The following is a 24895-nucleotide window of genomic DNA, read 5'->3' as shown; positions in this document are numbered from 1 at the left end:
GAGCGCTTGGGCTGACTCTCTCTGGGAGAGGGGCTGGGGGTGGTCGCGTGAGCGGCGCGGAGCGCTTGGGCTGACTCCCTCAGGGAGAGGGGCCGGGGATAAGGACAACTGCTGCCAGAGCATCAGACGGGATCTAGGAGTTAGCAGAAAGGGGTACGCTGGCAAGGCTAAGATCCGATTGACCCAGTTCCGTTCCCTGCTCCCGCAGCGGGCGGGATGGGTCAACTTGGAAGCTGTTGATCCCTGCAACCTCTTCTGACCCTGTGCCGACGCTACAACTGGCCTCGCCAACTTCCGCGGCCTGGATCGAGCAGGCCATTCGCCACCTCGACCTGATCTTGCTAGATCACGCCAACTGCGAGAAGAAAGCAGCGGGCAATGCCCTCAGCTTGCTGTTTCGCTACCCCGCCAACGGGCGGCTGGTGGAAGCCCTTTCACCACTGGCGCGGGAGGAGCTGCAGCACTTTGAGCGGGTTCACCGGCACCTGCAACGGCTGGGGATCCCGATCAGGCCCCTCTCGGCTGCTCCCTATGCCAGCCGCCTCAACCAGCACCTACGCCGCTCCGAGCCGGAGCATCTCTTGGATGCACTGCTAGTGGCCGCCATCATCGAGGCCCGCAGCCACGAACGCCTAGGCCTGCTGGGGATCCACGTCCCCGACCCGGAGCTGCGGCAGTTTTACCTCTGGCTGGCGGCGGCTGAAGAGCGGCACTGGCAGTTGTATTTGGATCTGGCGCTAGAACAGTTCCCCGCCGAGCCGGTGCAGGAGCGGCTGGACGGTTTGCTGCAGGTGGAAGCCGAGATCCTCTCCACCCTTCACCCCGAGCCTCGTGTCCACAGCTAACCTCTCCCCTTCCCGTGCAACCCCATGTTCCAGGCAACGCGGCGGTGGCTGGCCCTCTGGTACACGGTGGTAACGGGGGTGTTTTTGTTGCTGTTTGCCGGCAGCTTCTACTGGTATGTGCAGTCAACCCTGATTGAGCGGGTGGACGACACGCTGGGCCATGTGGTGGAAATTGTCGAGCGCTCCCTGGTGGTGGACGAGAGCCTCTTGGACCCGCAGCAGGCCCGCCACAGCTTGGAAGCCAGCTTTCGGGATGATCCCAGCACCCTAGCAGACGACCACATCGACCTGGAGTGGTTTGATCCCCAGGGATCCCTCATCTGGTCCACCGTGCCCGGCGGCATCCCTGCCCCCCTGCTGACGGAGGGATCCCTGCACACCGCCCGCATCGCGCCTGGGTATTGGCTGCGCCAGTTCACCGAGCCGATCCTGGCCAGTGGGAAGCTGCTGGGGTATTTGCGGGTCAGCCACCCCTGGTTTGAGGTGAGCAAGCCGACACGCCAGCTCATTCGGGATCTCAGCCTCTGGGTAGCGGCCAGTTTGGCCTGTGTAGGAGCAATCGGCTGGCTGCTCTCCGGTTTGGCCATGCAGCCCATCCGCCAGTCTTACCAGCAGCTCAAGCAATTTACCGCCGATGCCTCCCACGAGCTGCGCAGCCCCTTGGCCAGCATCCAGACCACGGTACAGGTGGCTTTGGCAGACTCCCAATTGGATGCCGACACCCGCCAGCGCTGGCAGATGGTGGAGCGGCTGTGCCTGCGGCTGGGCCGGCTGGTGGACGACCTGCTGTTTCTGGCCCGCCACGACAGCGGCATGGTGCCTTTCCAGCCCCGCTGCTGTGCCCTGGATGCTCTGCTGCTGCAGGTGGTGGAAGAGTTGCAGGGCTTGGCCAACCAAAAAGGGATCCGTCTAAAGCTGGATATGGCCGCCCCCCCAGAGGAGACGGGAGGGGATCCCTTTGCCTTTTGGGGAGATGAAGAGCAACTGGCCCGCCTGTTCACCAACCTAATCGAAAACGCCCTTCTCCACACCCCCCCCGGCGGCGAGGTGCAGGTGCGGCTAAAACAGCGGCTGCGCTCCGGATCCCCAGAACTGGTGCTGCAGGTGCAAGATACCGGGCCGGGGATCCCACCCCAGGCACTGCCCCACCTGTTCGACCGTTTCTACCGGGTGGATCCGGCCCGCAGCGGGGATCCCAATCGGCGGTCGGGCTCAGGTTTGGGGCTGGCCATTGTCAAAAGCATCGCCGAGCAGCACCGGGGACAGGTGCGGGTTGAGAGCAAGGTGGGGCAGGGATCCACCTTTGAGGTGATTTTGCCCCAGCGACGATTGGAAACTTGCACTCCAGAAACTGTCTAAAGGTGCTCTAGAAAACAGACAATTCTTGGACAGTATGTTAAATTCAGACTAAAGTTCAGTTTACTCTTTACTGCAAACATCCTGGCTTAATAGCCTTACTTTTGAGCCGAGGCTCTTTTTCTGACTTTCCGTCATTTTCTGTTTCCGGATTTCAGAATTTCTCTTTAAAAGCAAAGTCAGGACTAAGACAGATGAGGCGGAACTGGATCCCAGCCTCTACTTCCTCTTGCAAGTTGCCGGCAGGGTAGTAAGCCGACTGCTTGAGTATGTCTGTTTACCGGCAAGTCCGGAGAAGTTCCTCTCCCCCTCCTCCAAAAACTTCCAAAAAAATGTATCGTTTCCAAGTTCGCGCCACCACTCAGCCCGGTGATCGAATTGCCCTGGTGGGATCCAGCCCTCGGTTGGGCGCCTGGGATCCGAGCCGCTGTGTTTGGCTGCAGACGGATCCCGCTTGTTATCCGCTCTGGTGGGTGGAGTTGCCATTAGGCCTGGCAGATGGCACTTCTGGCCCCCTATCCTCCGGGGAGTGGCCTCAAGAGACCCCTCGAGTGGAGTACCGATATCTGCGCGTTCAGGCCGATGGCGAAGTTATTTGGGAAGCTGCCGATAGGAATCGCTGGGTGCCGCTTGAGCCTCAGCCTTTGCCATCAGTTTTGATCGTGGAAGATGGCGAGTTTGGCCGGATCCCTTCCTGTCCTTACGGCTATTTTGCCACCCCTATTCTTGAGCCTGAGCCTGAAGATTTGCCGGGACTGAAGATAGTTGTTTTGGGTAGCTCCGTTGCCCTGGGGTGCAGCGCCTGGCTATTGCGAGGTTGGGCCTGGCTGTTGCAGAAAGCCTTGCGGGAGCGCTACGGCCATCGGGTGCGTAATCTCTCGGAATTGGGGGCTACGGTCAGCCGAACGCTGGCACGGTTTGATCAAGTTGTCGTTCCCGAACAACCGGACGTGGTAATTGTGGCCTTGTCGTTGGGAAATGAGGGCTTGGCCACGGCTCTGCCGGAGCATCGACGTGCCGTCCAAAGGCGGTTTGAAAACGGCCTGCGACGCCTGATTGAGAAGATTCAAAATATAGGCGCTTTGCCCATCTTGGCAGGGGTCTATCCTCACGGCGACTATGGTCCAGAACAGCATCTGCTTCTGCAGGAAACTCAGCAAAAGATGCTCGGTTGGGGATGCCCTGTGTTCAATTGGCTGCCCATCCTAGACGATGGCCAGGGCCGCTGGAAACCAGACCTTGCTTTTGACCCCGCTCACCCCAATTCCAGGGGGCATCGGGTTATGTTTGAGGCCATCGATCTCTCGCTCTTCGAGCCCGGCCAAGTTCTTTCGGCTCGTGGAAAGCTGGCTCAATCCACTGCAGAACGAATCATTTTTGAAGACGGCAATGGCTTTTGGGTAGCTGCAGAAATAGGCAGAGATCAATTTCGCATCGTGAATATAACCCCCTACCCTTATACCCTTGCGCCAACTTGGCAATCTTTGCAGACTGCTTTCCAAAAATCACGCCTGCAGCCGGGACTGTATATTGGCAGAAGCGATGCAAGGATAGGAGACAAGACCCTACATTTACTTTCCATACAAGAGGACAGTTCGGTTCAAACCACCCTCTCCATTCCTGCAGATGCCGACCTCATCTTCTCCCCAATAGCTCAGTTCTTTTCCGCAGAAGCAGTAGAAACGATCTTCGAGGATGGATCGTTGACCCTTCTCAAGCTCAGTGGATCTTCAAAAGGCTCTTCTGATCCCAGGCCTCGCCTGTGCGTGATCAATCGGAGCAATCACGAGTACAACATCCACCCCATGTGGAAAGAAGTGCGGGCTGCCCTCAGAGCTTTGCCATCAGGGGTTTATGAGGATCCCCTCTATCGCGATGCTCCTTTCCGCACGTTGATGATTGGAGAAGGGGGGTTGGAAAGCCGGGTCAAGGCCGCTCCCAACTCGGTTATGTTGTTGGAATACACGTGCGCCTTATCCGATATCCATCGCGTTGCCGTTGTCCCTCTGGGGGATCGCTGTGCAGTGCGAATGCTGCTCTACAAGCTGGAATATGACGGGCCTGCATTTCCTTTTGATCTGACCCGCACCAGCAACTTGGCCGATGTGGCCGATATGATCCACCACGAGTTTCAGGGCATGTGGGATCCGCAATATTTGCACTACAGCCCTGAAGACAGGCGAATTTATCACAGCAAGTGGACAGGTCTTTCTTTCGGCCATGAGGTGGAAGAAGGGGAAGATCCACTGCAGAATATGAATCCAATCCACGAGCGGATGCGGACTCGTTATACAGCTCGCGCCAAGCGCTTTCTGTATGTCTTGGAAAAGGCCGATAAAGTTTTGTTCGTGCGCACAGGCGGTTGCCGGCGAGAGGCTGTTGTTGACTTGGTAGATAAGCTGGCGGCTAAGCGCAGGGGCAAGCCTTTCTTGTTGCTGGTTATTTCCCTTCAGTCTTCCGATGAGTTTGTAGGGATCCCCAATGTTATCCATTACAACTTGGAGTTTAACCCCGACCGCATGTGTGCAGATCCTGAGCATTGGAAGTACTGCACAGGGATCATGAGGGATATTCTCCATTCCTTGGGGGTCTCTAGCCGCAATCTTTTCTGGTGCCCCCCACAACTGTAGGCGCCGACAATGGGCGGGTGGGGATAGAGCAGAAGTTTGAGGCGCTCCAAGGTGCTCAATCCAGAAAGCTGATGATCGGACTCGAACCGATGACCTGCTCATTACGAGTGAGCTGCTCTACCGACTGAGCTACATCAGCAACGGTTGATTCGATGGGGGAACCCGCCACTCCGGAGCAAGCAATCCCGATCTTGATCCTGGGCAAGCTTACTGATCTTACCTCATCCTTGCCTTACTCGGGATCCCCGGCGCCACAACCCCAGAGATAGCCCCAGCGTCAGCCACACCAACCAATCCCCCGTGCGGCTGTAGAAGGTGGTCTCAGAACGCCGCCTTACCTCTCCCGTGATCACCCCCCGCTGAAAGATGGGGCCGACCTGCTGGAGCCGACCTGAGGGATCCACCACCAGGTTGCCGCCGGTGTTGTTGACAAACACCATGCTACGCCGGTTTTCCACAGCCCGGAAAACCGAGAGCTTGCCGTGCAGCATCGGCCAGTGGCTATTGCCAAACCAGCTATCATCCGAAATCACGATCAAAGACTCGGCGCCGTGACGGGTTAGAGCGCGGCTGGGCGCAGGCAGCACGCTCTCCAGGCAGATCATCACCCCCAAAGGCCCGAAAAGCTCGCCCCCGGCCAAAGGCCGATAGCCATCCGGCGAGGGCACATAGCGCCCCGACTCGAAATAGGGAAAGATCCACTGCTTGCCAAACCCATCCAGCAAGCTGCCCTGGGCGTCGAACAACAGGGCCATGTTCAACAATCGCTGCTGCTCCTCCGGCAGATGGGCTGTGCGGGGATCCGGCTCTGTTGCCCCCGTAATCAAAGCGCCTTCTGGCGGCAGAATCGCTTGCATCGGCTCGATCACATAAGGTTCCAGGGCGGTATTCAGCAGCCGCGCCCGCAGCGCCCCCTCCGGCCAAATCACCAATTGTGCGCCGGCGGCCACCCCCTGGGCAGAAAGTTGATGCAGCTCCCGGTAGCGCTCCCTGCGATAGTCCCAACTGCGATCGGCTTCCAACCAAGCCACCTGCTGCACCGCCGCCACCCGAAAGCCGGGATCCCTGGCCACAGCATCGAAGTAGGCCAGGCGCACGCTTCCATAAGCCAAGACCAGCCCCGTCAACCCCAGGCCCCAGGCGAGCGTACTCCAGAAATCCCTGTTCCTGAGCAGCTCATCCAAGCAGGTTCTCAGGGATCCTCGGGCCATCTGCCTGGCCATCTGCCAAAGCACCCCATTGACAAACACAGCAAAAAAGGTAACCCCCCAGATGCCTGTGATATCGGCCACCTGGATGGCAAGGGGCCAATCGAACAACAGGGAGCCCCAATGAAAGGGAATAGGCCACCAGAGCAAGCCCAACAGCCCATCCAAACCTGTCCAGACCGTGGCCAAGCCCAGCGGACGCGCCCAAGGCGGCAGGGGATGACTCAGATGCAAACTCAGGAGCGTAGCAGTGGTAAAGAAAAGGGGGATCAGGGGGGCCACCACCACGCCCCCCAAGATCTCCCAGGCGCTCAGCACCTTGACTGAGAAGGGATCCACCCAGAAGGCATACAGGCAAACCCAAAACCAAAGGCCATAGGCCAAACGCCACCGCGCCCACCCTTGCTGTTGTTCGCACAAGTCAAACAGCGGGGCTAGGCCCAGCAGCGCCCCCGGAAACCAATGCAGCCAGCGGTTGGGGGATCCCAGGCAAAGTAGCAGAATGGCCAGCCCCATCAGCCAGCGCCTGCCTGGGTTTCCTTTTTGGAGCAGATCCTGCTGTTGGGTTGAATCTCCCACTTTCAGCTTCATCAACAAGCGCCTAAATCTAAAGCTGTGTTAACATTTTGCATAACTTCAGGGGTCTGGCGCCTTCCGGCTTGGCTTGGGGATCTCGTCAGCGGTGCGTAGCACTATGGGCAAGGTTTTGGTTTTGAATGCCTCCTACGAGCCGCTCAACATCACCAGTTGGCGCAGGGCGGTTGTTCTGCTGCTCAAGGGCAAGGCCGAGCAAATCGAGCACAACGGTCGAGTGGTGTACGGCAACATTCCTTTGCCCACTGTCATTCGTCTGCGCCACTATGTCCACGTTCCCCACAAGGAGATCCCGCTCACGCGCCGCAACGTCCTCTACCGGGATGGGCACCGCTGTCAGTACTGCGGTTGCTACGGCGAAGACCTCACCCTCGATCACGTGATCCCGCGCTCCCGCGGCGGTGGAGATACTTGGGAGAACGTGGTCAGCGCCTGTGTGCGCTGCAACGTAAAAAAGGGCAACCGCACCCCCCGCGAAGCCGGTATGCCCCTGCTGCGCCAACCCCGCCGTCCCCACAGCACCCTCTACTTTGAAATCTCCAAAGCGGTTGACAGTGGTTCCCACCGAGAATGGTCCAAGTACGCCATCGGCCTGGAAGGGGATCCCCAAGAGGAACCGTTGGACAACGGCTAAGGATGGAGTTCTGACGTGGGGGCAGCTTTGGAAATGGGGGGAGAGGTGGTGGCCGGGATCCCCGTCTCGATCCACTGGTGGATCAGGGCATTGACCTGTTCGGGGCGCTCATCGTGAGGGCAGTGGCCGGCCTCCAGGAAGTATTCCACCGCCTGAGGGTAGTGAGCCCGGTAGAGCTTAGAGCGCTCGCGGGCCCGCATCCAGGGATCCCGTTCTCCCCAGATCAACAACAGCGGGCGCACCAAGCTGCGCAGCAGCTCATCCACGTAGCGTCCCTTCTGCCCGCCCCGCATCAAGGCTACAAACACATCGGCAGCCCCCGGATCCCGCGTGGGGCGGTGGATGTCTTCCACCAGTTGGTCTGTCACCGCCGCCGGGTCGTAGTAGACCTGCTTCAGCTTGGCCCGGATCACGTGCGGCTGTCGCAAGTACTGAAACAGCAAGTAAGATACCAGGCGCTGCCGCAGGCCCCAGCCCACCAATCCGCCCAGCCATTGCCGCCAGCCGCTCGGGGATCCTTTGAGCGTGGAGAACCCCCCTGCCCCATTCAAGAGCACCACGCCCCGCACCCACTCCGGCCACTCCGCCGCCAGACTGAGCACCACATAGCCGCCCAGGGAGTTGCCGATCCCCACCACGGGCCGACGGATCACCTGTTGGCAAAAGTCCCGCAGTTGATCCCGCCAGATTTCGGTGCGGTAGTCCCAGTTGGGCTTGGCGGAGCGACCGAAACCCAGCAAATCGATGGCATACACCTGATAGTGTTGCGCCAATTCGGGAATGTTTTTGCGCCAGTGGTCGGTGGAGGCCCCAAAGCCGTGCACCAAGAGCAAAGGCTGACCCTGCTCGCCTTGTTTGACATAATGAACCGACTGCCCTCGCCAAGTCCACCGCGCCGAAACGGGAGTGGCCGATGCCGATGTTGAAGCCATAGAAGTCGCTTGTAAGCTTTTCTTATTCTAGATTCTTTTAAATTCTGCTCAGCCGACTCTGGAGCTGTAGCCGCGCAGAGTATCCTAAACACGGATTGGACTTGCAGCATGATCGCCTTTTTGAGCGGCCACCTCGTCGCCATCGAATGGGGAGAGCGCAGCAGCCTCACCGTTGAGGTGCAGGGGATCGGCTATCGGGTCAAGGCCCCGGCGCGTTTTCTCAAGCAACTGCCCCCCATCGGAGAGCCCGTGCGGGTGTTTACCCACTTGGTGGTGCGAGAGACCGAGCTGGTGTTGTACGGGTTTGGCTCGCCAGCCGAGCGCGATTTGTTTGTGGAGCTCATCAAAGTTGCGGGGGTAGGGCCGGCTCTGGGTTTGGCTCTGCTGAATACCTTTGGCCTGCCGGAGCTGGTTCAGGCAGTGGTGACCGAAAACGTGCGCCTACTTTCCCTCGCACCAGGGGTAGGTCACAAAACGGCCCAGCGGCTGGCCTTGGAGCTGAAAACCAAGCTGGCCCACTGGCGACAAGGTTTGGAGAACGCAGATCGCCCCCTGGCCGGCGGGCCGCCCATGCCCATCCGGGAAGAGGTGGAAATGGCCTTGCTGGCCCTGGGCTACAGCGCTCAAGAAATTCAGGCGGCCCTGCAAGCTTTGCCCTCCCAGCCTCGCCCAACGGAAGAGTGGCTGCGGGATGCCATCACCTACCTCAGCCGCCAGCCATGAGCCCCTCTGTCCGCAAGCAGCCCCGCATCGGCATCCTGGGCGGCACCTTTAACCCTGTACATCACGGCCATTTGATCATGGCGGAACAAGCCCTTTGGCAGTTTGACCTGGATCAGGTGCTGTGGATGCCGGCAGGGGATCCCCCCCACAAGCCCCTGGCCGCCGGCGCCAGCAAAGCCGACCGCTTGGCTATGGTCAAACTGGCCATTGCCGACCACCAGCGCTTCGCCTGCTCAGAGCTGGAGATCCGCCGTCCGGGGCGCTCCTACACCATTGAGACGCTGCGCAGCCTTATCCAGGAGCAACCCAATACCCAGTGGTACTGGATCCTCGGCGTGGATGCCCTGCGGGATCTGCCCCAGTGGTATCGAGCCGAAGAATTGGCCCGCCTCTGCCACTGGATTGTCGCCCCACGGGTGGATGCCGGCGATGCCGCCCAGGTGTTGCGGTTGGTGGCCCAACAGTTGCCCATCCAGGCGGAAATCCTGGAAGCCCCTACCTTGACCCTCTCTTCCACCTACTTGCGGCGGCAAATCCAAAAGGGGGGATCCATTCGCTACCTGGTGCCCCCTGCCGTGGAGCACTACATCCGCCAGCACCGCCTCTACCTGCAGCGTGAAGAAGGGAAGGAATCCCTCCCCTCCGAATCAATCCGGTAGAAGTACCCCCAACCCCTTAGTAGGCCAAGCCCATGCTGCGGGTGGTTTCGGGGCCGAGATAGACCCGGATGCTCAAGAAATCCGTGGGGCAGGCAGTTTCGCAGCGTTTGCAGCCAACACAGTCTTCGGTGCGGGGAGAGGCCGCGATCATCCCGGCTTTGTTGTTCCCTTTCCAGGGCACCATCTCCAACACGTCGGTGGGACAAGCTCGCACACACTGAGTGCAGCCGATGCAGGTGTCGTAGATCTTGACCGAGTGAGCCATTAGCGTTCTCCAGTCGAGCAGGTTGAAAAGTTAAAAAAGATTGACCAATCGGCGTGGCAGCAACATCGCTGCGCAAGTGCCCTCAGTGTACTGTAGTCCTGCCAAGACACCCCAAGCTCCGATCCAAATGTTCAAACAAATTTACAGGATTGGGCTAGCGGAACGGCTGTCATAAGGGCCCCGGAGCCGTTGTTCCCGTTGGGCTAGGATCGCCTGAGAAAGACCAGGGCAAGGGATCCTATCAATGGGACGCTCGCTGCGGAATTGGAGAAGGCAAACCCAAGGCCAGATGCGCCGCCTGGGGCCTGTTTTGGCCGATATCCTCCAGGAGATCTACGCAGAGAACGTCCCTCGCCTGCGCCAATGGGATCGGCAGCTCACCGAGTGGGTGTACCGCCGCGGCTGGAGGGTGGATCCCTCCTTGCCCAAGGTGGCCATCTACGTGTTGGGCGCGGTGGTGATCCTGGCGATTCCGCTGCTCACCTTGGCGGTCTTGGTTGCCTTGGTTGCCTTTCTGGCCATCCAAATAGTTCAAAAATGGCCCCAGGAAGCCCCGGCAAGGGAGCGCCGTTATCTGCCCAGCGCCGACGCGGAGGACGACTCCGATCCCGGCCCAGAGAACTGGGATTTTTAGAGCCGGGCTAGCGGTCTTGTCGGATGCCCAAGCGCTGCTTCACCTGTCTGACCAGCTTTTGCTGGGAACGGTTTTCCAGCCTGTTCAGGCCGAGGGCGCCGGCCAGGATCCCCAACTGCAGCGCCAAGCTGGGCAGGGTGGTCTCCAGATCTCGCCCCGCCAAGGCCCGGAAGAAAAATACAAATGCCCCGATGGTGGCCGAGAATCCCACCGCCAGGTAGATGAAGCGCCGCAAACTCCGATAGGGAGCGGCCAGCTCCGTGAGCAGCCTCACCCGATCCGCCATCGGATCCTGGGGCAAGCTGGCTTTGGGCGAAGACTTGGGATCCGATTCTGCCATCGACTACACCTCCTCGGGCAACAGAAGGGGATCCCGACCGGAAACCCCCGCCAAAATGGCTTCGGCAGCGCGGCAGGCGGCCAGAATATCTTGCTCTTCCCCGCCCAGGTACACGCGGCCAAAGCTGCCAAAGGGCATCACCTCGAGGATGTTGATCCGGGCCGATTTTTCTGCCTCGTTGGCGGCCAGGGGGGCATAGCCTGCCGGCTGCACCTCCAGGATGTAGAGGGTTTGGCCGGCCAACAGCATTTGGCCGCGGCGGAAACGATTGATCAACTGGGTTTGGTGGGGATCGATGTTGCGGATGATCTGGCTGGAGATGATGCGCGGCTTGAGGCGCTCCTGTTCGCTCACCCCCAGAGCAGATAGAATGGCGCGGCCAGCCGTGCGGGTATCCCCCTGATTGCTGGAGTGTACCTCCAAAAGGCCGTAGAGGCGCTCCACCACCTGCAGCCCAGGCCTCACCGAAGTGGCTTTGAGGGCGATGTCCATGACGCGGTTGATCTCGATGCCGGGGGAAATCTCGACCCAGAGGGAAGTATCCCCTGGCAGGGGCAAAAAGCCCTGGGCCACCGTGCCCAGGTAGGCCGCGTACTGGGGCTGGAGCCGATCCAAAAACACATAACTGCGCAGGTCAATCCCCAAAGGAGTTCTCCCCCGTCTGTTGGGCTGGGTTGGACGTCGGACGACCGGGCCGGCATCCCTCCCTTTCTAGTCTCACGCCATCTCCTGGCTTTTGGGGAGAACGGCAGTTCGGGATCCCAACTTTTCCCCGCTACAGGCCACCCTGAGCCACCACCTTCACTGTTGTCAAAGCTTCCAGGTCAATGGGCCCGCGCACGTGCAGCCGCTGGGTGGAAATGCCCAAAGACAGGTCGCGAAACGCTCCCAAGGTGGGGATCCCGGCTCCCCGGCCTGCCGAGAGGGGGGACGTGTTGAGGTGGATCAGGGCGGCATCCACCTCCTGGAGAAAGCGCTGGGCTGCCGATTGGCTATCGGTGAGGATCGTCTCCGATTGACGACAGCCATTTTTGTTGATCCAGGCGATCGCCTCCGTCAGGTCGGCAACGGGCTGTAGGCGCAGATGAGGCTGTTCTGTGGAGTCAAAGCCCTCCCCAAGCGGGTGAAGCTGGGGGAATCGCTCCAGAATAGGGGCTGCTGCCTGTATATCGATCCCTTGACCCAGCAAGTCTTCAATCAGGGCGGTCAGATGATTGGCGGACCAATCGGTGTGGATCAGCAGCCAAAGGGTGAGGGGCTGATAAATCGGGATCCCTTCCGCGCCATACTGGGCCAGGGGATCCAACACAACTGACTTGACCAAAGGCCAGGGAGCCGTGCGATCCACGTAGATGTGGCCGTACCCCAGATGGGTGACCAGAGTCGGCACTTTGCTGGCCTGCAACAGGAACTCCACCCAGCCGGGGCGACCACAGGGGATCACCAGATCCACGTAGCGGGTTTGCTGCAACAACAGCAACAGTGGGGAATCGGCCTGAGGATCGGCCGTTTGGTCTTGGACGGGCAGGGTTTGAATGGCCCCTTCCGGGATCCCGTGCTCGTAGGCGGTCTCTGCCAACAGGTTGACCAGGGCCTGATGGGTTTTCTGGATAGGGCCGCTGCCGGCCAGAATCACGCCATTGCCCGTCTTGAGACACATGCCAATGCCATTCAAGGCAAACTCGGGGTAGATCTCGTAGACCAAGGCGATCAGCCCCAAAGGAACGCGGTAGCGGCCAATAAACAGCCCGTTGTCCTGACGGCACCCCCTCTCCAGGCTACCGATGGGATCCGGCTGTTGGGCCAAGAGAGCAAGCAACTGGGCGGATCGCTGCAGGCGCTCAGGAGTGAGCTTGAGGCCGTTGAGGATCCACTCCGGCAGGGTTTGCTCGCGGCAGCTTTCCAGGTCGAGGGTATTGGCCTCCAGCAGCAGATCGGAGCGATCCAGCAAACAACGCGAGAGAGCCAGCAGGGCCTGGCGCTTGGTTTGGCTGCTCAGCCGCTGCATCTGCGGCAGCAAACGGCGTACCTGTCGCAGAGTAGTGCTTAGGTCAAAGGCTGAACCGAAATCTGTCACTCGCTTCTCTCCTGCCTGGCTGACCGACGACAGACCTGCTCCCTTCTCCAGACCACTGCTAACAAGAAATGGCTGGATCCACAAGTGCCGGGGCTGCTGATTCTGCAGGGGATCGCCGGGGAAAGTCCCGCCAATCTTAAGGCCGCCGCAGCAGCAGGATCGCCGTGGCCATCAACAGGGTCAGCAACAAGCCAAGAATCAGGAACCAACTGAGCAACTGGGTTTGGCTGGGAAAGAGCACCGCACCGATAAACCCCACCACCAAAACAACCCCCAGGCTAAAGGTGAGGCCCAAGAGCGTGGATCCCTGGAGGGCATTTTCCCGCCGCAAGACCCACTGATGGCCGTTCCAGAACCACATTTTGCGATAGGGATAAGAAACCGCCAGTTGCTCAATATGCAAACGGTCGGGGGTGATGGCGAAAATATGCTGGCAACGGCTGCAGCCAAAAGCCTCGGTCAGGGTGATCAGGCGCAACTGACCCTGATGGCAACACGGGCAGGGGTAGATCTTGGTGGGCTCAATCGGCTGAGCCACCCGCAGGGACGATTTCTGCCGAGGCAACTTGCGGGGAGAAGAAAACGCCACAGCTCCTAGTTGGGGAGAAGTCGGGATCCCTCACATCCTATCTTCAAGAAAGTGGAGTCAAGCCACCCAGAGATGCTGGGTGTAACGCCAGGTCAAGATTTGGTTGAGGACGAGGAAGATGAGAGCCAGAAGCCCATAGCCCAGCTTGAGAACTCTGCTCAGGTGGGGACGAGCCCAGAGGGGAAGAAAGCCCAAATCTGTGTGCTTGGCCCAGTGCACGAGAGCCAGCACGTGTACGACGTGAACCGGCAGGCAGTAGCGAATCATGCTTCGCTGGCCCAGGGGACTCATGCCGGCTACAGCGATGTAGAACATGGCCCAGGCAGCCAAATGGAGCCCCAGCCGCTCCCGCCAGCGCTGGCTCTTGCTGGCCAGGACACTCCACCCATCCAGCAAACTGGTAACAACTAGGGATCCCAGGGTGAGGGGAACAAACAGTTGACTGAGGGAAATGGCCCATATCCCATCCCCCAAAGCCTCGGAAAAGGAAAATAAAGACTGCCAGTACCCAAGAGAAAAGAGGGGGGCATAAGTACGAGGTTGAATAATAGCCAGGTAATCGAAAGAACTGGGGCCAAAGTAGCGCTGCATTTCCATGTAGAGATCCCAGCGGCCAAAGCGGAGCTGACAGTAGAGGAAAAAGCTCAGCCCGCCCGACAAGGCCAAAACAACGGCGCTGGCTGTCCAAAACCAAGGGCGGGATAGCCGCAGCAGAGGAACCAGCGCCACCGGCAAACCCACAATGCGGGTGGCACTCATCACCAAACCGTGGATCCCGGCCAGGAGTCCTGACCTCATTGAATTCAAGTGGGCCGACCAGTAGAAAAAACCCAACAAGCTGGCCATAAAGAGGGATTCGCTGTAGCCCACGACAAGGTAAAAGCTGCTGGGATAGACCAAGATCATCAAACTTGCCAAAACTTGCCAAAGCAAGGGGATCTGCCAGAGACGGTAAAGTAGAAGGAGATAAACCCACATCAGCCAGCAAAAGAGCTGGGCGGTCAGGTAAAGCCCTAACTCAGGCTCAACCCGCAACAAGCGGCTGAGGGCAATAACGGCCAGAGGGTAGCCAGGAAAGAAGGCCACATTGCTCTGCTCGTAGGCAATCTTGTCAAAGCCGACAAACTGATAGCCCTGCCGCACAATCCCCAAATACCAATGGCTATCCCACTGGGTTAAACCCTTGAAGATGGAAGCATAGTCATCCTCCTGGCTCCAAAGGGAGATTAAGAAGATCTGCAACCCTGTCAAGGCTAAGCTTGGCAGCAGAACCTGGATAGAGAAAGGGGCAAGACGCTGCCGGCTTTGCCGCAACAGATGGCTAAGAGAGAAGCTCATCGTCAGACCTTCGCAGGTGGGGGTGGCACTTTGATCTCTTCTTGGTAATCACTGTCGGAGTTCACCTGCCAGAGATCGTGGCTGCCGGGGCGGAGGACGTTTTCCGCCGCCAATAGGCCCATCAGCAAGCTGTGATCCTGGTTGTTGTACTTAAACGAGCCGTAGCGACCCACCAGTTGCAAGTTTTCAAACTGGCCAAGATACTTCTGCAAAGTGGCTAGATCTTCTTTGTAGCTGCCGGCGTAGATGGGATAGGTGCAGGGTAGGCGCACCACAAAGCCGCCGCGGATCTTCTGGCCTTGCAGCAGGCCAATTTGGCGTAGCTCCTTCTCAGCCAAAGCCAGCAATTGCTCCTCAGGGGCTTGCCACAAGGGATCCCCAAAGTTGCACCAATACTCACAGCACAAGGGGGTTTGTTCCCGGTTGGGGAGCATAGCCGGCGACCAATTGGCAAAGTTGGTTACCCGACCAACCTGCACTGTTGGGTCGTTGATATACAGCCAGTTGTCGGGGAAAAGCTGGGATCCCTCCACAATCAAGTAAACCAAAACCGTGTTGCGAAACTTGAGGTTGCGGGCTGCCTGCAGCACTTCTGGGGGAGGCAGTTCCCGCAGGCTCTGCACCAACACTGTCAGAGGGATCGAAGAGATGACGTGGGAGGGGGAGACCCATGTTTCACTTCCATCCTGAAGATGGCGCAGTCGCAGCTCGACAATCCGGGATCCCTCCTGCCTAAGGGCAATGACCTCTGTATTTAGCCAAACTTTTTGGCCCTCGGCCAGCAAAAACTCCTGCATTTTTTCGTAGAGCTGACCGGATCCCAGGCGAGGAAACTGAAATTGGTCAATCAGTGATTTGACGGAGCCGCGGTTCCACCCCAGGGCCTTGCGGATGGCTTGCCCAAGGCTAAGACCTTTGATGCGCTGGGCAGCCCAATCGGCACTGATTTCGGTACAAGGGATCCCCCACAGCTTTTCCGTGTAGCCCTTAAAGAACATTTGAAAAAGTTGGGTGCCGAATTTTCCCTTGACCCAGTCGGCAAAGTTCTGGGGAGCTGGGCGGGGGATGAGTTGCGCCCAGAGATAGGAAAGGACAATGCGCAGACTTTCCCACCAGCCGACTTTGCGCAGGACTTCCCAGGCTTGAATGGGGTACTGAAAATATTGCTCGCGGTAGTAGATGCGGGTAAGCCGCCGGACAGTCACTTGTTCGGATCCCAAAACCCGGTTCCACAGCTCCAGCACCGCTGGGATCTTGGTAAAAAACCGGTGCGGGCCGTAGTCGAGAATGAACCCCTGGTAGCGAATGCTTTTGGCCAGGCCCCCGACCTTGTCTTCTCGTTCCACCACCACCACGGGGAAGCCTAGCTGGGTCAAGCGATAGGCAGCCGCCATGCCCGCCGGCCCCGCCCCTAGGATATAGATAGGATCCCGCACTCCGTCCCTTCCTCACGATCGTCTTCAAGCGTTGCCGACATTGTACGGCAGAGCGAGAAACTGCCTCTTCGGCAGCCAATCTCCTGCAAATTCCCAGGAAAATGGGTAACAAGAGAGGGAGGGGAGAAAAGGTTAGACTGATCAAGACTGCGGCTGGAGGCTGGCCTGTGCTGTTGACCAAGGGCTTTGAGGTAGAAATGTACACCGGCACCGCCGCCGGGGAAGTGGTGGGCTTATCGGATCGCATCTGCCAGGCTTTGCCGGAGTTTGTGCGAGAACCCGATCGGCGCAACGTTGAATACATCACTCCTCCTCTCCGCCGCTACGAAGACCTGCTCTGCGCCCTGCTACAACCCCGGCTGCAATTGCGGCAATTTTTGCGCCGCCTGGGCCCCTACACCTTGCTGCCGGGGAGCACCCTGGCTCTGGGCGGCAGCGACCACTTCGAGCGCTCGGATCCGGGCAACCCCTACCACGACTACATCGAGCGCACCTACGGCACGCGGGTGGTGACCGCCAGCATCCACATCAATGTCGGCCTGCCGGATACGGGGGCCATCTTCCTCGCCTGTCGCCTGCTGCGGGCGGAAGCCCCTCTTTATTTGGCCCTGAGCGCTTCTTCTCCTTTTCTGGACGGCCAGGTAACGGGCTATCATTCCAGCCGTTGGCAGGTGTTTCCCAAAACGCCAGCCCAGGTGCCCTTCTTCCGGGATCACGCCCATTACATCACCTGGATGCAGGAGCAACTGGCCCTGGGCACGATGCAGAATGTACGCCACCTCTGGGCTTCTGTGCGGCCCAACGGCCCGGAGCGGCCCTACCAGCTTAACCGGGTGGAGCTGCGCATCTGCGACCTGGTGGCGGATCCGGTGATGATTCTGGCCATCACCGCCCTAGTAGAGGCCCGCCTCTGGCAATTGCTATCTCAGCCGGAGGCGCTGGATCCCTTGGGGGGGCCTTTTACCCCAGCGGAGCTGGAGAGCCTTTGCGAGGCCAACGAGCAGGCTGCTGCTCGAGAATCGCTGCAAGCCCGCTTGCTCGACTGGCGCACTGGCCGCGAACGCTTAGCCCAGGAGTGGATTGAAGAGCTGCTGACCGAAGCCTGGCGCCTGGGCCAGCCCCAGGGGCTGGGTTGCTTCTTGGCTCCCTTGCAAACCCTGCTCCAGGAAGGCAATGAGGCCCAGCGCTGGCTGAGACAGGTTAACCAGGGATCCACACCCGCCCAGGTGTACCAACGCGCCATCCAGGAACTGGCCGAACAAGACCGAGAAAGACAAGAGACCCTCTGCCAACTGGTTGGCTAAGCCTCTGCGCAAGGGTGGGCGGGCTCCCCAGTTCAAACCTGACTTGGATTGGCCTAGACAGGCTCCACCACTTCCTGTAGGGCTTGCCGAGCCACACGGGTGATGTAGACGGTGGCAGCTACGGTGGCGATGAGGCCCACAAGGCGAACGGCCCACTGAACCATTTGCGCTTGGGGATCCAGGCCTTCCCTGTTGGCCAGGGATCCCGCCAGCGAGCCGATGTACACATACATAAAGGTGCCCGGCACGATCCCGACGGTGCCCAGCAGGTTATCCAGAAAAGAAACTTGGGTCAGTCCCAGAGCGTAGTTGAGCAGATTAAAGGGAAAGGCGGGCGACAGACGAATCAAGCCGACGATCTTCCATCCCTCGCGCCCCACCGCCCGATCGATGGCCGCAAACCGGGGATTGCCCTCGATCCATCTGGCCACCCGTTCCCGCGCCAAGTAGCGCCCAATGAGAAAGGCCAAATTGGCTCCAATGGTTGCCCCAATCAGCACGTACAAAGCCCCAGCCAGCACCCCAAACACAGCCCCTGCGCCCAAGGTCAGCACCGAAGCCGGCAGAAGCAGCACAGTGGCCACAATGTAGATGGCAATGAAAAGCACCGGCCCCACCGGCCCCAAGCCTTCCACCCAGCCCAGAGCCTCGGCGAACCAGTCTTGAATAACTCCAAAAAATCCCAATCGATGGGCTGCCCAAAAAACAAGAACGGCCACGCCCAAAACGCCAGCAAGCTTCAGCAGAAGCTGCTGCTTTGCGGGATTTGTTCTGGGTTGGGTGGGGTCTGCCACAGCGGTCGGGAGCGTCAAAAAGCTTTTGCTAGATAGGCTGGAGCAGCCAGGCGAGGAGATGCTTGACTTGTGTGAAGTAGCTTTCACCCAAAGGTCGTGCCGTTCCATCCCCAAAGATAGCCTTTGGCATCGCCGAACTCAATGTAAATCCTCTTCTTGGGGATCCCCAATTTGTCCTCGATGGTGCTGCAAAAAAACTCGCTCAGGGATCGGGTTTGATCGGCGGAAAACTGCCCAATACTCTTGATCTCTACATAGCAGCAGGGATCGGCGCTGCCGGCAAAGGTCATCGGGATCCCTCCTTCAAAAGCAGTCATTACGTAGGCTTCCGACTTGCCCAACTGCTTAGCCAGAGCAGCAGAGAGGAACTTGAGCAGCTCGGCCACGGTGGCAGGTTCTGGCTGCAGAGAGGTTTGCAACTTGATCAAGGGCATGAGCACTTTTTCTTCCCGACAAGCCTATTTTGGCATTGCGGGTTCGTCTTCTCTGGGATCCGCCTGTGGTAGCGTAGCGAAAGAGCTTCTCTTCACGGGGGCAAACCTCTATGGAGCCGAGCAATCTGGCCAATTCCGCGATGGGCCATCCGCAGGGCCAAACCGGGCCAGGCCCTTGTGCTGTACAAACCGAGGCCGCTCCTGCTCCTGTCGGCCCTTACAGCCAGGGCATTGTTGCTTCGGGGCCTTTTCTGTTTGCCGCCGGCCAGGTGGGCCTGGATCCCAAAACTGGCAAGCTGGCGGGGGAAGATGTTGCCTCGCAAACTCGGCAGGCGTTGCTGAACCTGAAGGCGGTGCTGGAAGCAGGGGGCACGAGCCTGGCCAATGTGGTGAAGACCACGGTTTTCTTGGCGGATATGAAAGACTTTGCCGCCATGAACGAGGTTTATCGAGAGTTTTTTGCCGCAGACCCGGCACCGGCCCGCTCTTGCGTGCAGGTGGCTGGCCTGCCTTTGAATGCCTTGGTGGAAATCGAGGCGGTGGCCTGCTATTCCTGACTGACCGGCTCCCAGATACAGCCTTTTCCGGCAACACCGATCTTGGCCTGAGAAGGATCCCCCTCGTCAATCAATCTCGGCTGGGGCGATAAGTTTCGTCAGGTGCGGATCCTGGCAAGTCGGGCACCGGGTCGTAGCCCCCCGGATGCCAAGGGTGGCAGCGGCAGAGGCGGCGGATCCCCAGCCAACTGCCTCGGATGGCGCCGTAGCGCCGCACCGCTTCCAGGGTGTACTGGGAGCAGGTGGGGTAGTAGCGGCAGGCAGGAGGCAGCCAAGGGGAGATGCCTATCTGGTAGCCCCGAATCAGGGCAACCAAACCGCGAGTCAAGGGATCCGACCGTTCCACCATAGGCGAGCGTACAAAAAGGCCACTTCCAGGCTAACGGCTGCCCCTGAACAGGGATCCTGCACAGTTCCAGACAAGAGGTTAAGATTGAAAAAGTCAGCACCCAAATAGACATTTCGTAATATTCCTGTTCAGGGATGCTGTGGAGACGGCTTTGCTCCCTGGCAGGGTTGTGAGAGTTTCATCGGGAGTGGGCGTGAGGGTATTCGGGCAGCTACAGCCGGCGCAGCGGCGCAACTTGGGCATTCTCTTCGTGGCCGGGCTGCTCTTTTGGGCCAGTCTGTCTTCGCTGTTGCCCACACTGCCGCTCTACGTCCGGGATGTGGGCGGCACCAGCCAAGAGGTGGGCTTGGTGATGGGGGCCTTCTCGATTGGGCTGCTGGCTTTTCGCCCTTGGTTGGGGCGGCTGGCGGATGGCCACAGTCGCCGGATCGTCTTGCTCATCGGCATGGGCGCGGCGGGGATGGCGCCTTTGGGGTACTGGCTCTGGGATTGGATCCCGTGGATAGCGCTGGTGCGGGCCTTTCACGGGATCAGCATCGCCGCTTTTGCCACCGCCTACGTTACTTTGGTGGCGGATTTTGCCCCGGAAGCAAAACGCGGCGAGATCTTGGGCTACATGAGTTTGGTCAATCCCATTGGTGTAGCCATCGGCCCTGCTTTGGGCGGCTTTTTGCAGGAGCTGGTTGGTTATGGCCCTCTGTTTCTCTTTGCCGCTCTGCTGGGGTTGGTGGGCTTTCTCTGTACCCAATCGGTTCGCGAGCAGCGCCGTGGGGGTTGGGGATCCCTGCCCCCGGATGGAGCGTTTTGGAGCCTTGTGCTCAAGCCCAAGGTGTGCTCTCTCGCTGGGGTCATGCTCTTGGTGGGGCTGGCCTTCGGCACCCAGACCACGTTTGTGGCCCTGTTGATCCAAGAGGTCGGAGTTCCCCTCAATCCCGGTCTTTTTTATACGGCGGTGGCCTTTGCCAGCTTCGGCGTGCGCCTGCTGGCTGGTCGCGCTTCCGATCGCTACGGGCGGGGGCCGTTTATCTCTCTGAGCTTGGCCACCTATGCTCTGGCGATGGGGATCCTGTTGGTTGCCGACAGCGTCGGGGCTTTTCTTGTCGCCGGGATCGTGGTGGGGTCGGGTTTTGGCACCTTGATCCCGCTGATCTCCGCCCTGGTAGCCGATCGCTCTGAGCCGGCGGAGCGGGGGCGTTTGTTCAGCTTGGTGATGTGTGGGTTTGACTTGGGCATTGGGCTGGCGGGGCCGATCCTGGGCACCCTGGCGCTGGGATCCGGCTATCGGGCCATGTTCGGCTATGCGGCCCTTCTGGCATTGGCTTCGCTGGGAGCTTTTCTCTGCTTCTCCAATGGACGACCGGCGTCCTCCCTGTGCTTTGCCTTGGGCCTGGAACCGGATCGGTTTCGACAACCTGATTCTCTCCCTTTGGAGCAACCCCATCCGCCCGCTCCCTTGTCAACGGGATCCCGTCCCGCCCTTTAGGCACCCTGATTTTCGTTCCCAAGTCCGATTTGCTCTATCCTAGGCTGGGGTTGCTGTACAAAAAAGAACTCTGGACAGAGGCTATGGGAGCACGGGGTTGGCTTGCCCTGATGGGATCCCTGCTGGTGGGCACCTTAGGGGGATGGATAGAGAGCGCTTGGGGGGTGACGGTGCGCGTGCAATTGGCCGATGCCACCGCCCCTGTGGTGGTGGGCGTTTCTCGCCCCGCCCAACTGACCAACAGCCGCCAAGAGGTGCTGGCCGAGTTGCCGCCCATGCAAGGGTTTCTGGCCCAGCCCGGCCCTCAAGGGGTGCGCCTGCAGGGGGTGGTCAGCCCGGTGTTGTTCATCGAGCCGCCAGCGGGTGGCCTGGTGGCGGTGGATGGCCGCTGGTATTCCGGCAAGGTGCTCTTGACCGGGTATAACAGGGTAATGGCCATCAACTACGTGGATCTAGAAGACTACGTGGCCGGCGTGGTGGAAGCCGAGATGGGATCCCGCTTCTTACCCGAGGCCCTCAAGGCCCAGGCGGTGGCGGCCCGCACCTATGTTCTTCACCACCGCAATTCCCGCGGCTGGTTTGATGTGTTTAGCGACACCCGCTCCCAGGTGTATCGGGGCCTCTCGCAGCGCTCAGCCGCCGCCCTAGCAGCAACACACGCCACCCGCGGCATCGTCATGGTGTATGGGGGGCAATTTGTAAACGCCATGTACAGCGCCAGCGCCGGCAGCCAAACCGTTGGGGTGAGCGGGATCCCCTACTTGAGAAGTCTGCCGGATTTTAGCCCCTATCCCAAGTACGGGCATGGCATTGGCATGAGCCAGTGGGGCGCCCAAGAATTGGCCCGTCAGGGCTGGACTTACCACCAAATTTTGGCCTATTACTACCGAGGGGTCAGCTTGGCCCGTCTGCCGGAGTGAGATCCTCGACGTCTCATCCCGGCCTTCTATCTTGCCCGCATCGAGTGTGCTCTAGGTACCTCTGCAACTGTTCCTCAGCCAGCTTGGCATGCTGCTCAGCCAGTTCTGGAGGAGTTAGGATCTGAACGCTGCCCATAAACCGGTTTACCCAGCGCAAAAATTCCCCGTGAGAACGGGGTGGAAGCTGGACTTGGCTACCCATATCAAAAGCATTCGTACATAGAAGAGAGACTGTAAGAAACTTTGGGAAACTTATCAGAAGGATCGGGATGTTGCCAATCTAATTGACTCGCTGGATGAGTTGTTTATTGATGAGGAATTGTACAAGGATCTCCCCTCTCACCATCAGAATCCACCGTTTTTTAATCAAGAAGATGTCCAGCTTGTTTGCTACCAATGGTTTAGGTCAGAGCCTGAGCCTCAGGTGGATCCCTATCTACTTAGGCGGAGGCCAAAGGATCCCTATGAGGCGCTACACTGACGATCGCAGTGACAGGCCTCAATCACCAGTACTCCCATCATGCCCCACGCTAGGGGGTAAAATTTGGCGCTAGCAAACCCTGCCTGCAGGGCTATTCGCCGTTGCTCTTCTCCAGATGGAAAGCGATCCAGGCTGGGATCGATGTAGGCATATTCGGATCCCAGTCCCAAGGCTTTGGCCTGGGCAACGACCTGGGTGTTCAAGTACCAGCGCTGAAAGTGTTCGAGAAAAGGGATCCCTGTAGGGCGATGAAAATCCAAAATGGCGGCACGGCACCCCGGCTTTAGCACCCGTCGGATCTCGCGCAAGGCTTGGGGAATATCGCTCACGTTGCGCAAGCCGTAGCCCATGGTAACGGCATCGAAGCTATCGTTGGGAAAAGGCAAGGTCAGAGCGTCTCCTAGAACCCACTCGATGGGATGGTTAGGGAATAGCTGCCGGGAGCGGTGCCGGGCAATGTTCAGCATGGCGGGAGAGAAATCTAGGCCCACTACACGACCCCTGCGTCCTACTCGGCGGGCCAACTGCAGGGCCAGATCGCCGGTTCCGCAGCACAGATCCAGCACGTGATCCCCTGAGCTGGCGCCCGACCAACGCACGGCCATGCGCTTCCAAACCTGATGGAGACCCAAGCTCAAGGTTTGGTTAAAGAAGTCGTAGTGGGGAGCAATGCGGTCGAAGAGCTCTCGGATTTGCTCAGGCTGTTCAAAGGTTGGACTGGGCACTGCCACCTCATGTTTCCCTGTAAAGACCTGGGGATCTAGCCCCAAGAGCGCGAACGGATCGCCGGCCTGAAGCCAAAAGAAGAGAGGGGCTAGGGCGGCACCGGGATCCCGCTGGCTCCCACTCGGTGGCGGCGGCTGGGGTAATCGGCCAAACTCAGGGACAGGGAGCGGGATCCGGCCAAGCTGGAAGCTGGGATGCGGATGATGCCCTGGAAAACTTGGCTGTTGGGGGGCAACTCCCCCGGCAAACCTTGGGCAAGAGCGTTGATCGAGCGTCCGTTGTCGTCGGTAACGTTCATGAAGCTGTAGAGAAAGCGCACCGTCTCTGACGAGTTGTTCTGCATAGCCACATTCAAGACTACTTGGCTTCCCTCGCGACGAACCGAGAGCACCTGCATGGCAACCTGGCCACCGGTGGCAACTTGCCGAGGGAGGGGAGGTGGGGTGGGCGCCGGTGACGAGGCGCGGGGCGGCGGCGGAGATGGAGTGACAGGTCGGGGGGTAGGCGTTGGAGAGGGGGCCGCCGCCAACTCAGGCGACAGGCGGGGGGTGGGCGTTGGGGTAGGTGTTGCGACTGGCGTGGGCGTTGCCGTGAAAAGAGGGGTAGGCGTTGGGAGTGGGCGAAGGTTTGCTTCCGCTGCTGCGATCACCTCAGCCTCGTTCAGCAAGGGCACGCTGCGGGGATCCCGAACTGCGCGGGAGCGAGAAGCCTGACCGGAACCGGTGACGGGAGAAGAAACCCCCGATAGGGCTCGTTGGCCGAATAGATAGCCCAGACAAGCGCTCACCACCGCCGTGAAGAGGAATGCGCTCAACCAAAACAGCACCCCCGAGAACCCGGAGGTGAACTCCTGCGGCGGTCTGGCCAGTCTACGCAAAGGCTGTTAACTCCTGCTGCAGATTCGCTTTACCTATGATACGCAAGCAATAGGGAAGCTAAGAATTCTCGACTGGGGCAGAGTTTTTGCGCTGTTGCTCATGGGCCTGCAGCGTGGCCCTGTCCAAGTTGGGCAGCCGTTCCCCCAGCCACCAACCCGGATCTTCCCAGCTCAGGGATCCCAGCCATTTGCCGGCCCGATCCGCCAAGACCAGGCCCAACAGAACCGGAGCGGTGGTGAGCCCCAACGCCAGGCTGAGCCAGAGGGGCGGAGAGTTTTGGGGGGGAGAAGATGCCGGCTTGGGACTGGTCATGGCTGAACTCGTGCTACTCAGATCCTAAATCTACTTGGTGGCATTCCATCGAACCCAGTGCTTGGGCAGAGCGCAAATCCCACCGGACGCAGGTCGGGCAGGTCAGCGGAGCAGCAAGAGATCCTGTGGAAAACCGTTTTATATTTGTCTTTCATTCTGCGATACTGCTAGGGGTGATGTTGAGAATCCCAACGCAATGGCGATGGAAAATGTAGCTGGGGATCCGCTGCGACTTCCTCAAGGGCAGATGGGCTTGGCGGGATCCCAGTTGCACCTTGCCCGTTCCGCCCCCTGTGGCCTACTGTTGAGTCTGCTCTGGGTTGCTCCTGCTCTTGCCCAGCCGGAAGCCCCTGGCTCCGCTACTTTTGCTCTGCCCAACAGCCGCGAAATCCTCACC

General features: G+C 59.4%; 26 protein-coding genes, 1 tRNA gene and 1 pseudogene. 12 read left to right on the top strand and 16 right to left on the bottom strand.

The features are described from left to right. Positions 1–239: 239 nt before the first annotated feature. The 3 genes from NW858_RS14300 (at position 240) to NW858_RS14290 (ending at position 4831) form a co-directional block, all read left to right on the top strand. Complete coding sequence (locus NW858_RS14300) at positions 240–845, top strand: tRNA-(ms[2]io[6]A)-hydroxylase (RefSeq protein ID WP_414520744.1); 606 nt, start codon at positions 240–242, stop codon at positions 843–845. Positions 846–869: 24 nt separating this feature from the next. After that, positions 870–2204 carry a sensor histidine kinase gene (locus NW858_RS14295; protein WP_414520742.1) on the top strand — a complete coding sequence of 445 codons (1335 nt, stop codon included), beginning with the start codon at positions 870–872 and terminating at the stop codon, positions 2202–2204. 329 nt (positions 2205–2533) lie between these two features. After that, a complete protein-coding gene (locus tag NW858_RS14290) occupies positions 2534–4831 on the top strand; it encodes a DUF1796 family putative cysteine peptidase (protein ID WP_414520741.1) in 2298 nt (765 codons plus the stop codon). 66 nt (positions 4832–4897) lie between these two features. Here NW858_RS14290 and NW858_RS14285 read toward each other — a convergent pair. Next, positions 4898–4970, bottom strand: a tRNA-Thr gene (locus NW858_RS14285). 82 nt (positions 4971–5052) lie between these two features. After that, positions 5053–6630 carry an apolipoprotein N-acyltransferase gene (gene lnt, locus NW858_RS14280; protein ID WP_414520740.1) on the bottom strand — a complete coding sequence of 526 codons (1578 nt, stop codon included), beginning with the start codon at positions 6628–6630 and terminating at the stop codon, positions 5053–5055. Positions 6631–6733: 103 nt separating this feature from the next. Between lnt and NW858_RS14275 the strand changes: the two genes are divergently transcribed. After that, on the top strand, positions 6734–7267 hold the full coding sequence (locus NW858_RS14275; RefSeq protein WP_414334103.1) for an HNH endonuclease: 534 nt from the start codon (positions 6734–6736) through the stop codon (positions 7265–7267). Here NW858_RS14275 and NW858_RS14270 read toward each other — a convergent pair. Next, complete coding sequence (locus tag NW858_RS14270) at positions 7264–8199, bottom strand: alpha/beta fold hydrolase (protein ID WP_414426897.1); 936 nt, start codon at positions 8197–8199, stop codon at positions 7264–7266. The two genes, NW858_RS14275 and NW858_RS14270, sit on opposite strands and share 4 nt — an antisense overlap. 108 nt (positions 8200–8307) lie before the next feature. On the opposite strand from NW858_RS14270, the gene ruvA reads away from it, so the two are divergent. Together ruvA and nadD are read left to right on the top strand one after the other, a co-directional pair. Next, positions 8308–8922 (top strand): Holliday junction branch migration protein RuvA, encoded by a 615-nt coding sequence (gene ruvA, locus NW858_RS14265; protein ID WP_414334069.1) that lies wholly within the window; start codon positions 8308–8310, stop codon positions 8920–8922. Then, positions 8919–9581, top strand: coding sequence for a nicotinate-nucleotide adenylyltransferase (gene nadD, locus NW858_RS14260; protein ID WP_414520739.1), 663 nt, complete (start codon positions 8919–8921; stop codon positions 9579–9581). The genes ruvA and nadD overlap by 4 nt, the downstream gene beginning before the upstream one ends. Before the next feature lie 16 nt (positions 9582–9597). On the opposite strand, the gene psaC is transcribed toward nadD, so the two are convergent. Continuing rightward, positions 9598–9846 (bottom strand): photosystem I iron-sulfur center protein PsaC, encoded by a 249-nt coding sequence (gene psaC, locus NW858_RS14255; protein ID WP_244348937.1) that lies wholly within the window; start codon positions 9844–9846, stop codon positions 9598–9600. 244 nt (positions 9847–10090) lie between these two features. Between psaC and NW858_RS14250 the strand changes: the two genes are divergently transcribed. Continuing rightward, a complete protein-coding gene (locus tag NW858_RS14250) occupies positions 10091–10480 on the top strand; it encodes a hypothetical protein (protein WP_414334072.1) in 390 nt (129 codons plus the stop codon). A gap of 7 nt (positions 10481–10487) precedes the next feature. On the opposite strand, the gene NW858_RS14245 is transcribed toward NW858_RS14250, so the two are convergent. The 6 genes from NW858_RS14245 to NW858_RS14220 all read right to left on the bottom strand — a co-directional run bounded on the left by NW858_RS14245 (position 10488) and on the right by NW858_RS14220 (position 16260). Further along, entirely contained in the window at positions 10488–10820 is a 333-nt protein-coding gene (locus NW858_RS14245) for a DUF3493 domain-containing protein (protein WP_414334074.1), read from the bottom strand. Between the two features lie 3 nt (positions 10821–10823). After that, the gene (locus NW858_RS14240; RefSeq protein ID WP_414334076.1) at positions 10824–11465 is read right to left on the bottom strand and encodes a hypothetical protein; all 642 of its coding nucleotides are present in this window, start codon (positions 11463–11465) and stop codon (positions 10824–10826) included. 130 nt (positions 11466–11595) lie between these two features. After that, positions 11596–12897, bottom strand: coding sequence for a gamma-glutamyl phosphate reductase (locus tag NW858_RS14235; RefSeq protein WP_414338325.1), 1302 nt, complete (start codon positions 12895–12897; stop codon positions 11596–11598). Positions 12898–13033: 136 nt separating this feature from the next. Next, the gene (locus NW858_RS14230; protein WP_414334079.1) at positions 13034–13486 is read right to left on the bottom strand and encodes a hypothetical protein; all 453 of its coding nucleotides are present in this window, start codon (positions 13484–13486) and stop codon (positions 13034–13036) included. Positions 13487–13543: 57 nt separating this feature from the next. Then, on the bottom strand, positions 13544–14824 hold the full coding sequence (locus NW858_RS14225) for a hypothetical protein (protein ID WP_414520738.1): 1281 nt from the start codon (positions 14822–14824) through the stop codon (positions 13544–13546). Positions 14825–14826: 2 nt separating this feature from the next. Then, a complete protein-coding gene (locus NW858_RS14220; protein ID WP_414520737.1) occupies positions 14827–16260 on the bottom strand; it encodes an NAD(P)/FAD-dependent oxidoreductase in 1434 nt (477 codons plus the stop codon). Between the two features lie 167 nt (positions 16261–16427). On the opposite strand from NW858_RS14220, the gene gshA reads away from it, so the two are divergent. After that, on the top strand, positions 16428–17564 hold the full coding sequence (gshA, locus tag NW858_RS14215) for a glutamate--cysteine ligase (RefSeq protein ID WP_414520736.1): 1137 nt from the start codon (positions 16428–16430) through the stop codon (positions 17562–17564). A gap of 53 nt (positions 17565–17617) precedes the next feature. Here gshA and NW858_RS14210 read toward each other — a convergent pair whose 3' ends face one another. Beyond that, positions 17618–18283: a TVP38/TMEM64 family protein gene (locus NW858_RS14210; protein WP_414520735.1), complete on the bottom strand. Its 666-nt coding sequence runs from the start codon at positions 18281–18283 to the stop codon at positions 17618–17620. Between the two features lie 158 nt (positions 18284–18441). After that, the gene (locus tag NW858_RS14205; protein WP_414369002.1) at positions 18442–18792 is read right to left on the bottom strand and encodes a phenylpyruvate tautomerase MIF-related protein; all 351 of its coding nucleotides are present in this window, start codon (positions 18790–18792) and stop codon (positions 18442–18444) included. 140 nt (positions 18793–18932) lie between these two features. Here NW858_RS14205 and NW858_RS14200 point away from each other — a divergent pair, with 140 nt between their 5' ends. After that, positions 18933–19349 (top strand): RidA family protein, encoded by a 417-nt coding sequence (locus NW858_RS14200; protein ID WP_414520743.1) that lies wholly within the window; start codon positions 18933–18935, stop codon positions 19347–19349. A 70-nt stretch (positions 19350–19419) separates the two neighbouring features. Here NW858_RS14200 and yidD read toward each other — a convergent pair whose 3' ends face one another. Further along, positions 19420–19698, bottom strand: a complete 279-nt coding sequence (yidD, locus tag NW858_RS14195; protein ID WP_414334091.1) for a membrane protein insertion efficiency factor YidD — start codon at positions 19696–19698, stop codon at positions 19420–19422. A gap of 193 nt (positions 19699–19891) precedes the next feature. On the opposite strand from yidD, the gene NW858_RS14190 reads away from it, so the two are divergent. Further along, complete coding sequence (locus tag NW858_RS14190; RefSeq protein ID WP_414520734.1) at positions 19892–21181, top strand: MFS transporter; 1290 nt, start codon at positions 19892–19894, stop codon at positions 21179–21181. 50 nt (positions 21182–21231) lie between these two features. Further along, positions 21232–22101 (top strand): SpoIID/LytB domain-containing protein, encoded by an 870-nt coding sequence (locus NW858_RS14185; protein WP_414334095.1) that lies wholly within the window; start codon positions 21232–21234, stop codon positions 22099–22101. Positions 22102–22563: 462 nt separating this feature from the next. Here NW858_RS14185 and ubiE read toward each other — a convergent pair whose 3' ends face one another. From ubiE to NW858_RS14170, 3 genes are all read right to left on the bottom strand, one after another. Continuing rightward, complete coding sequence (ubiE, locus tag NW858_RS14180; RefSeq protein WP_414338347.1) at positions 22564–23307, bottom strand: bifunctional demethylmenaquinone methyltransferase/2-methoxy-6-polyprenyl-1,4-benzoquinol methylase UbiE; 744 nt, start codon at positions 23305–23307, stop codon at positions 22564–22566. Between the two features lie 89 nt (positions 23308–23396). After that, complete coding sequence (locus tag NW858_RS14175) at positions 23397–24122, bottom strand: hypothetical protein (RefSeq protein WP_414520733.1); 726 nt, start codon at positions 24120–24122, stop codon at positions 23397–23399. A 121-nt stretch (positions 24123–24243) separates the two neighbouring features. Beyond that, positions 24244–24498 carry a hypothetical protein gene (locus NW858_RS14170; protein ID WP_414334100.1) on the bottom strand — a complete coding sequence of 85 codons (255 nt, stop codon included), beginning with the start codon at positions 24496–24498 and terminating at the stop codon, positions 24244–24246. A 202-nt stretch (positions 24499–24700) separates the two neighbouring features. Between NW858_RS14170 and NW858_RS14165 the strand changes: the two are divergent. Then, positions 24701–24895, top strand: a pseudogene (locus NW858_RS14165) (TolC family protein); the annotation flags it as partial.

This window comes from Synechococcus sp. H55.10, from assembly GCF_047502715.1.
Lineage (GTDB): Bacteria > Cyanobacteriota > Cyanobacteriia > Thermostichales > Thermostichaceae > Thermostichus.
This window is presented reverse-complemented; position numbering and strand designations above follow the sequence as displayed.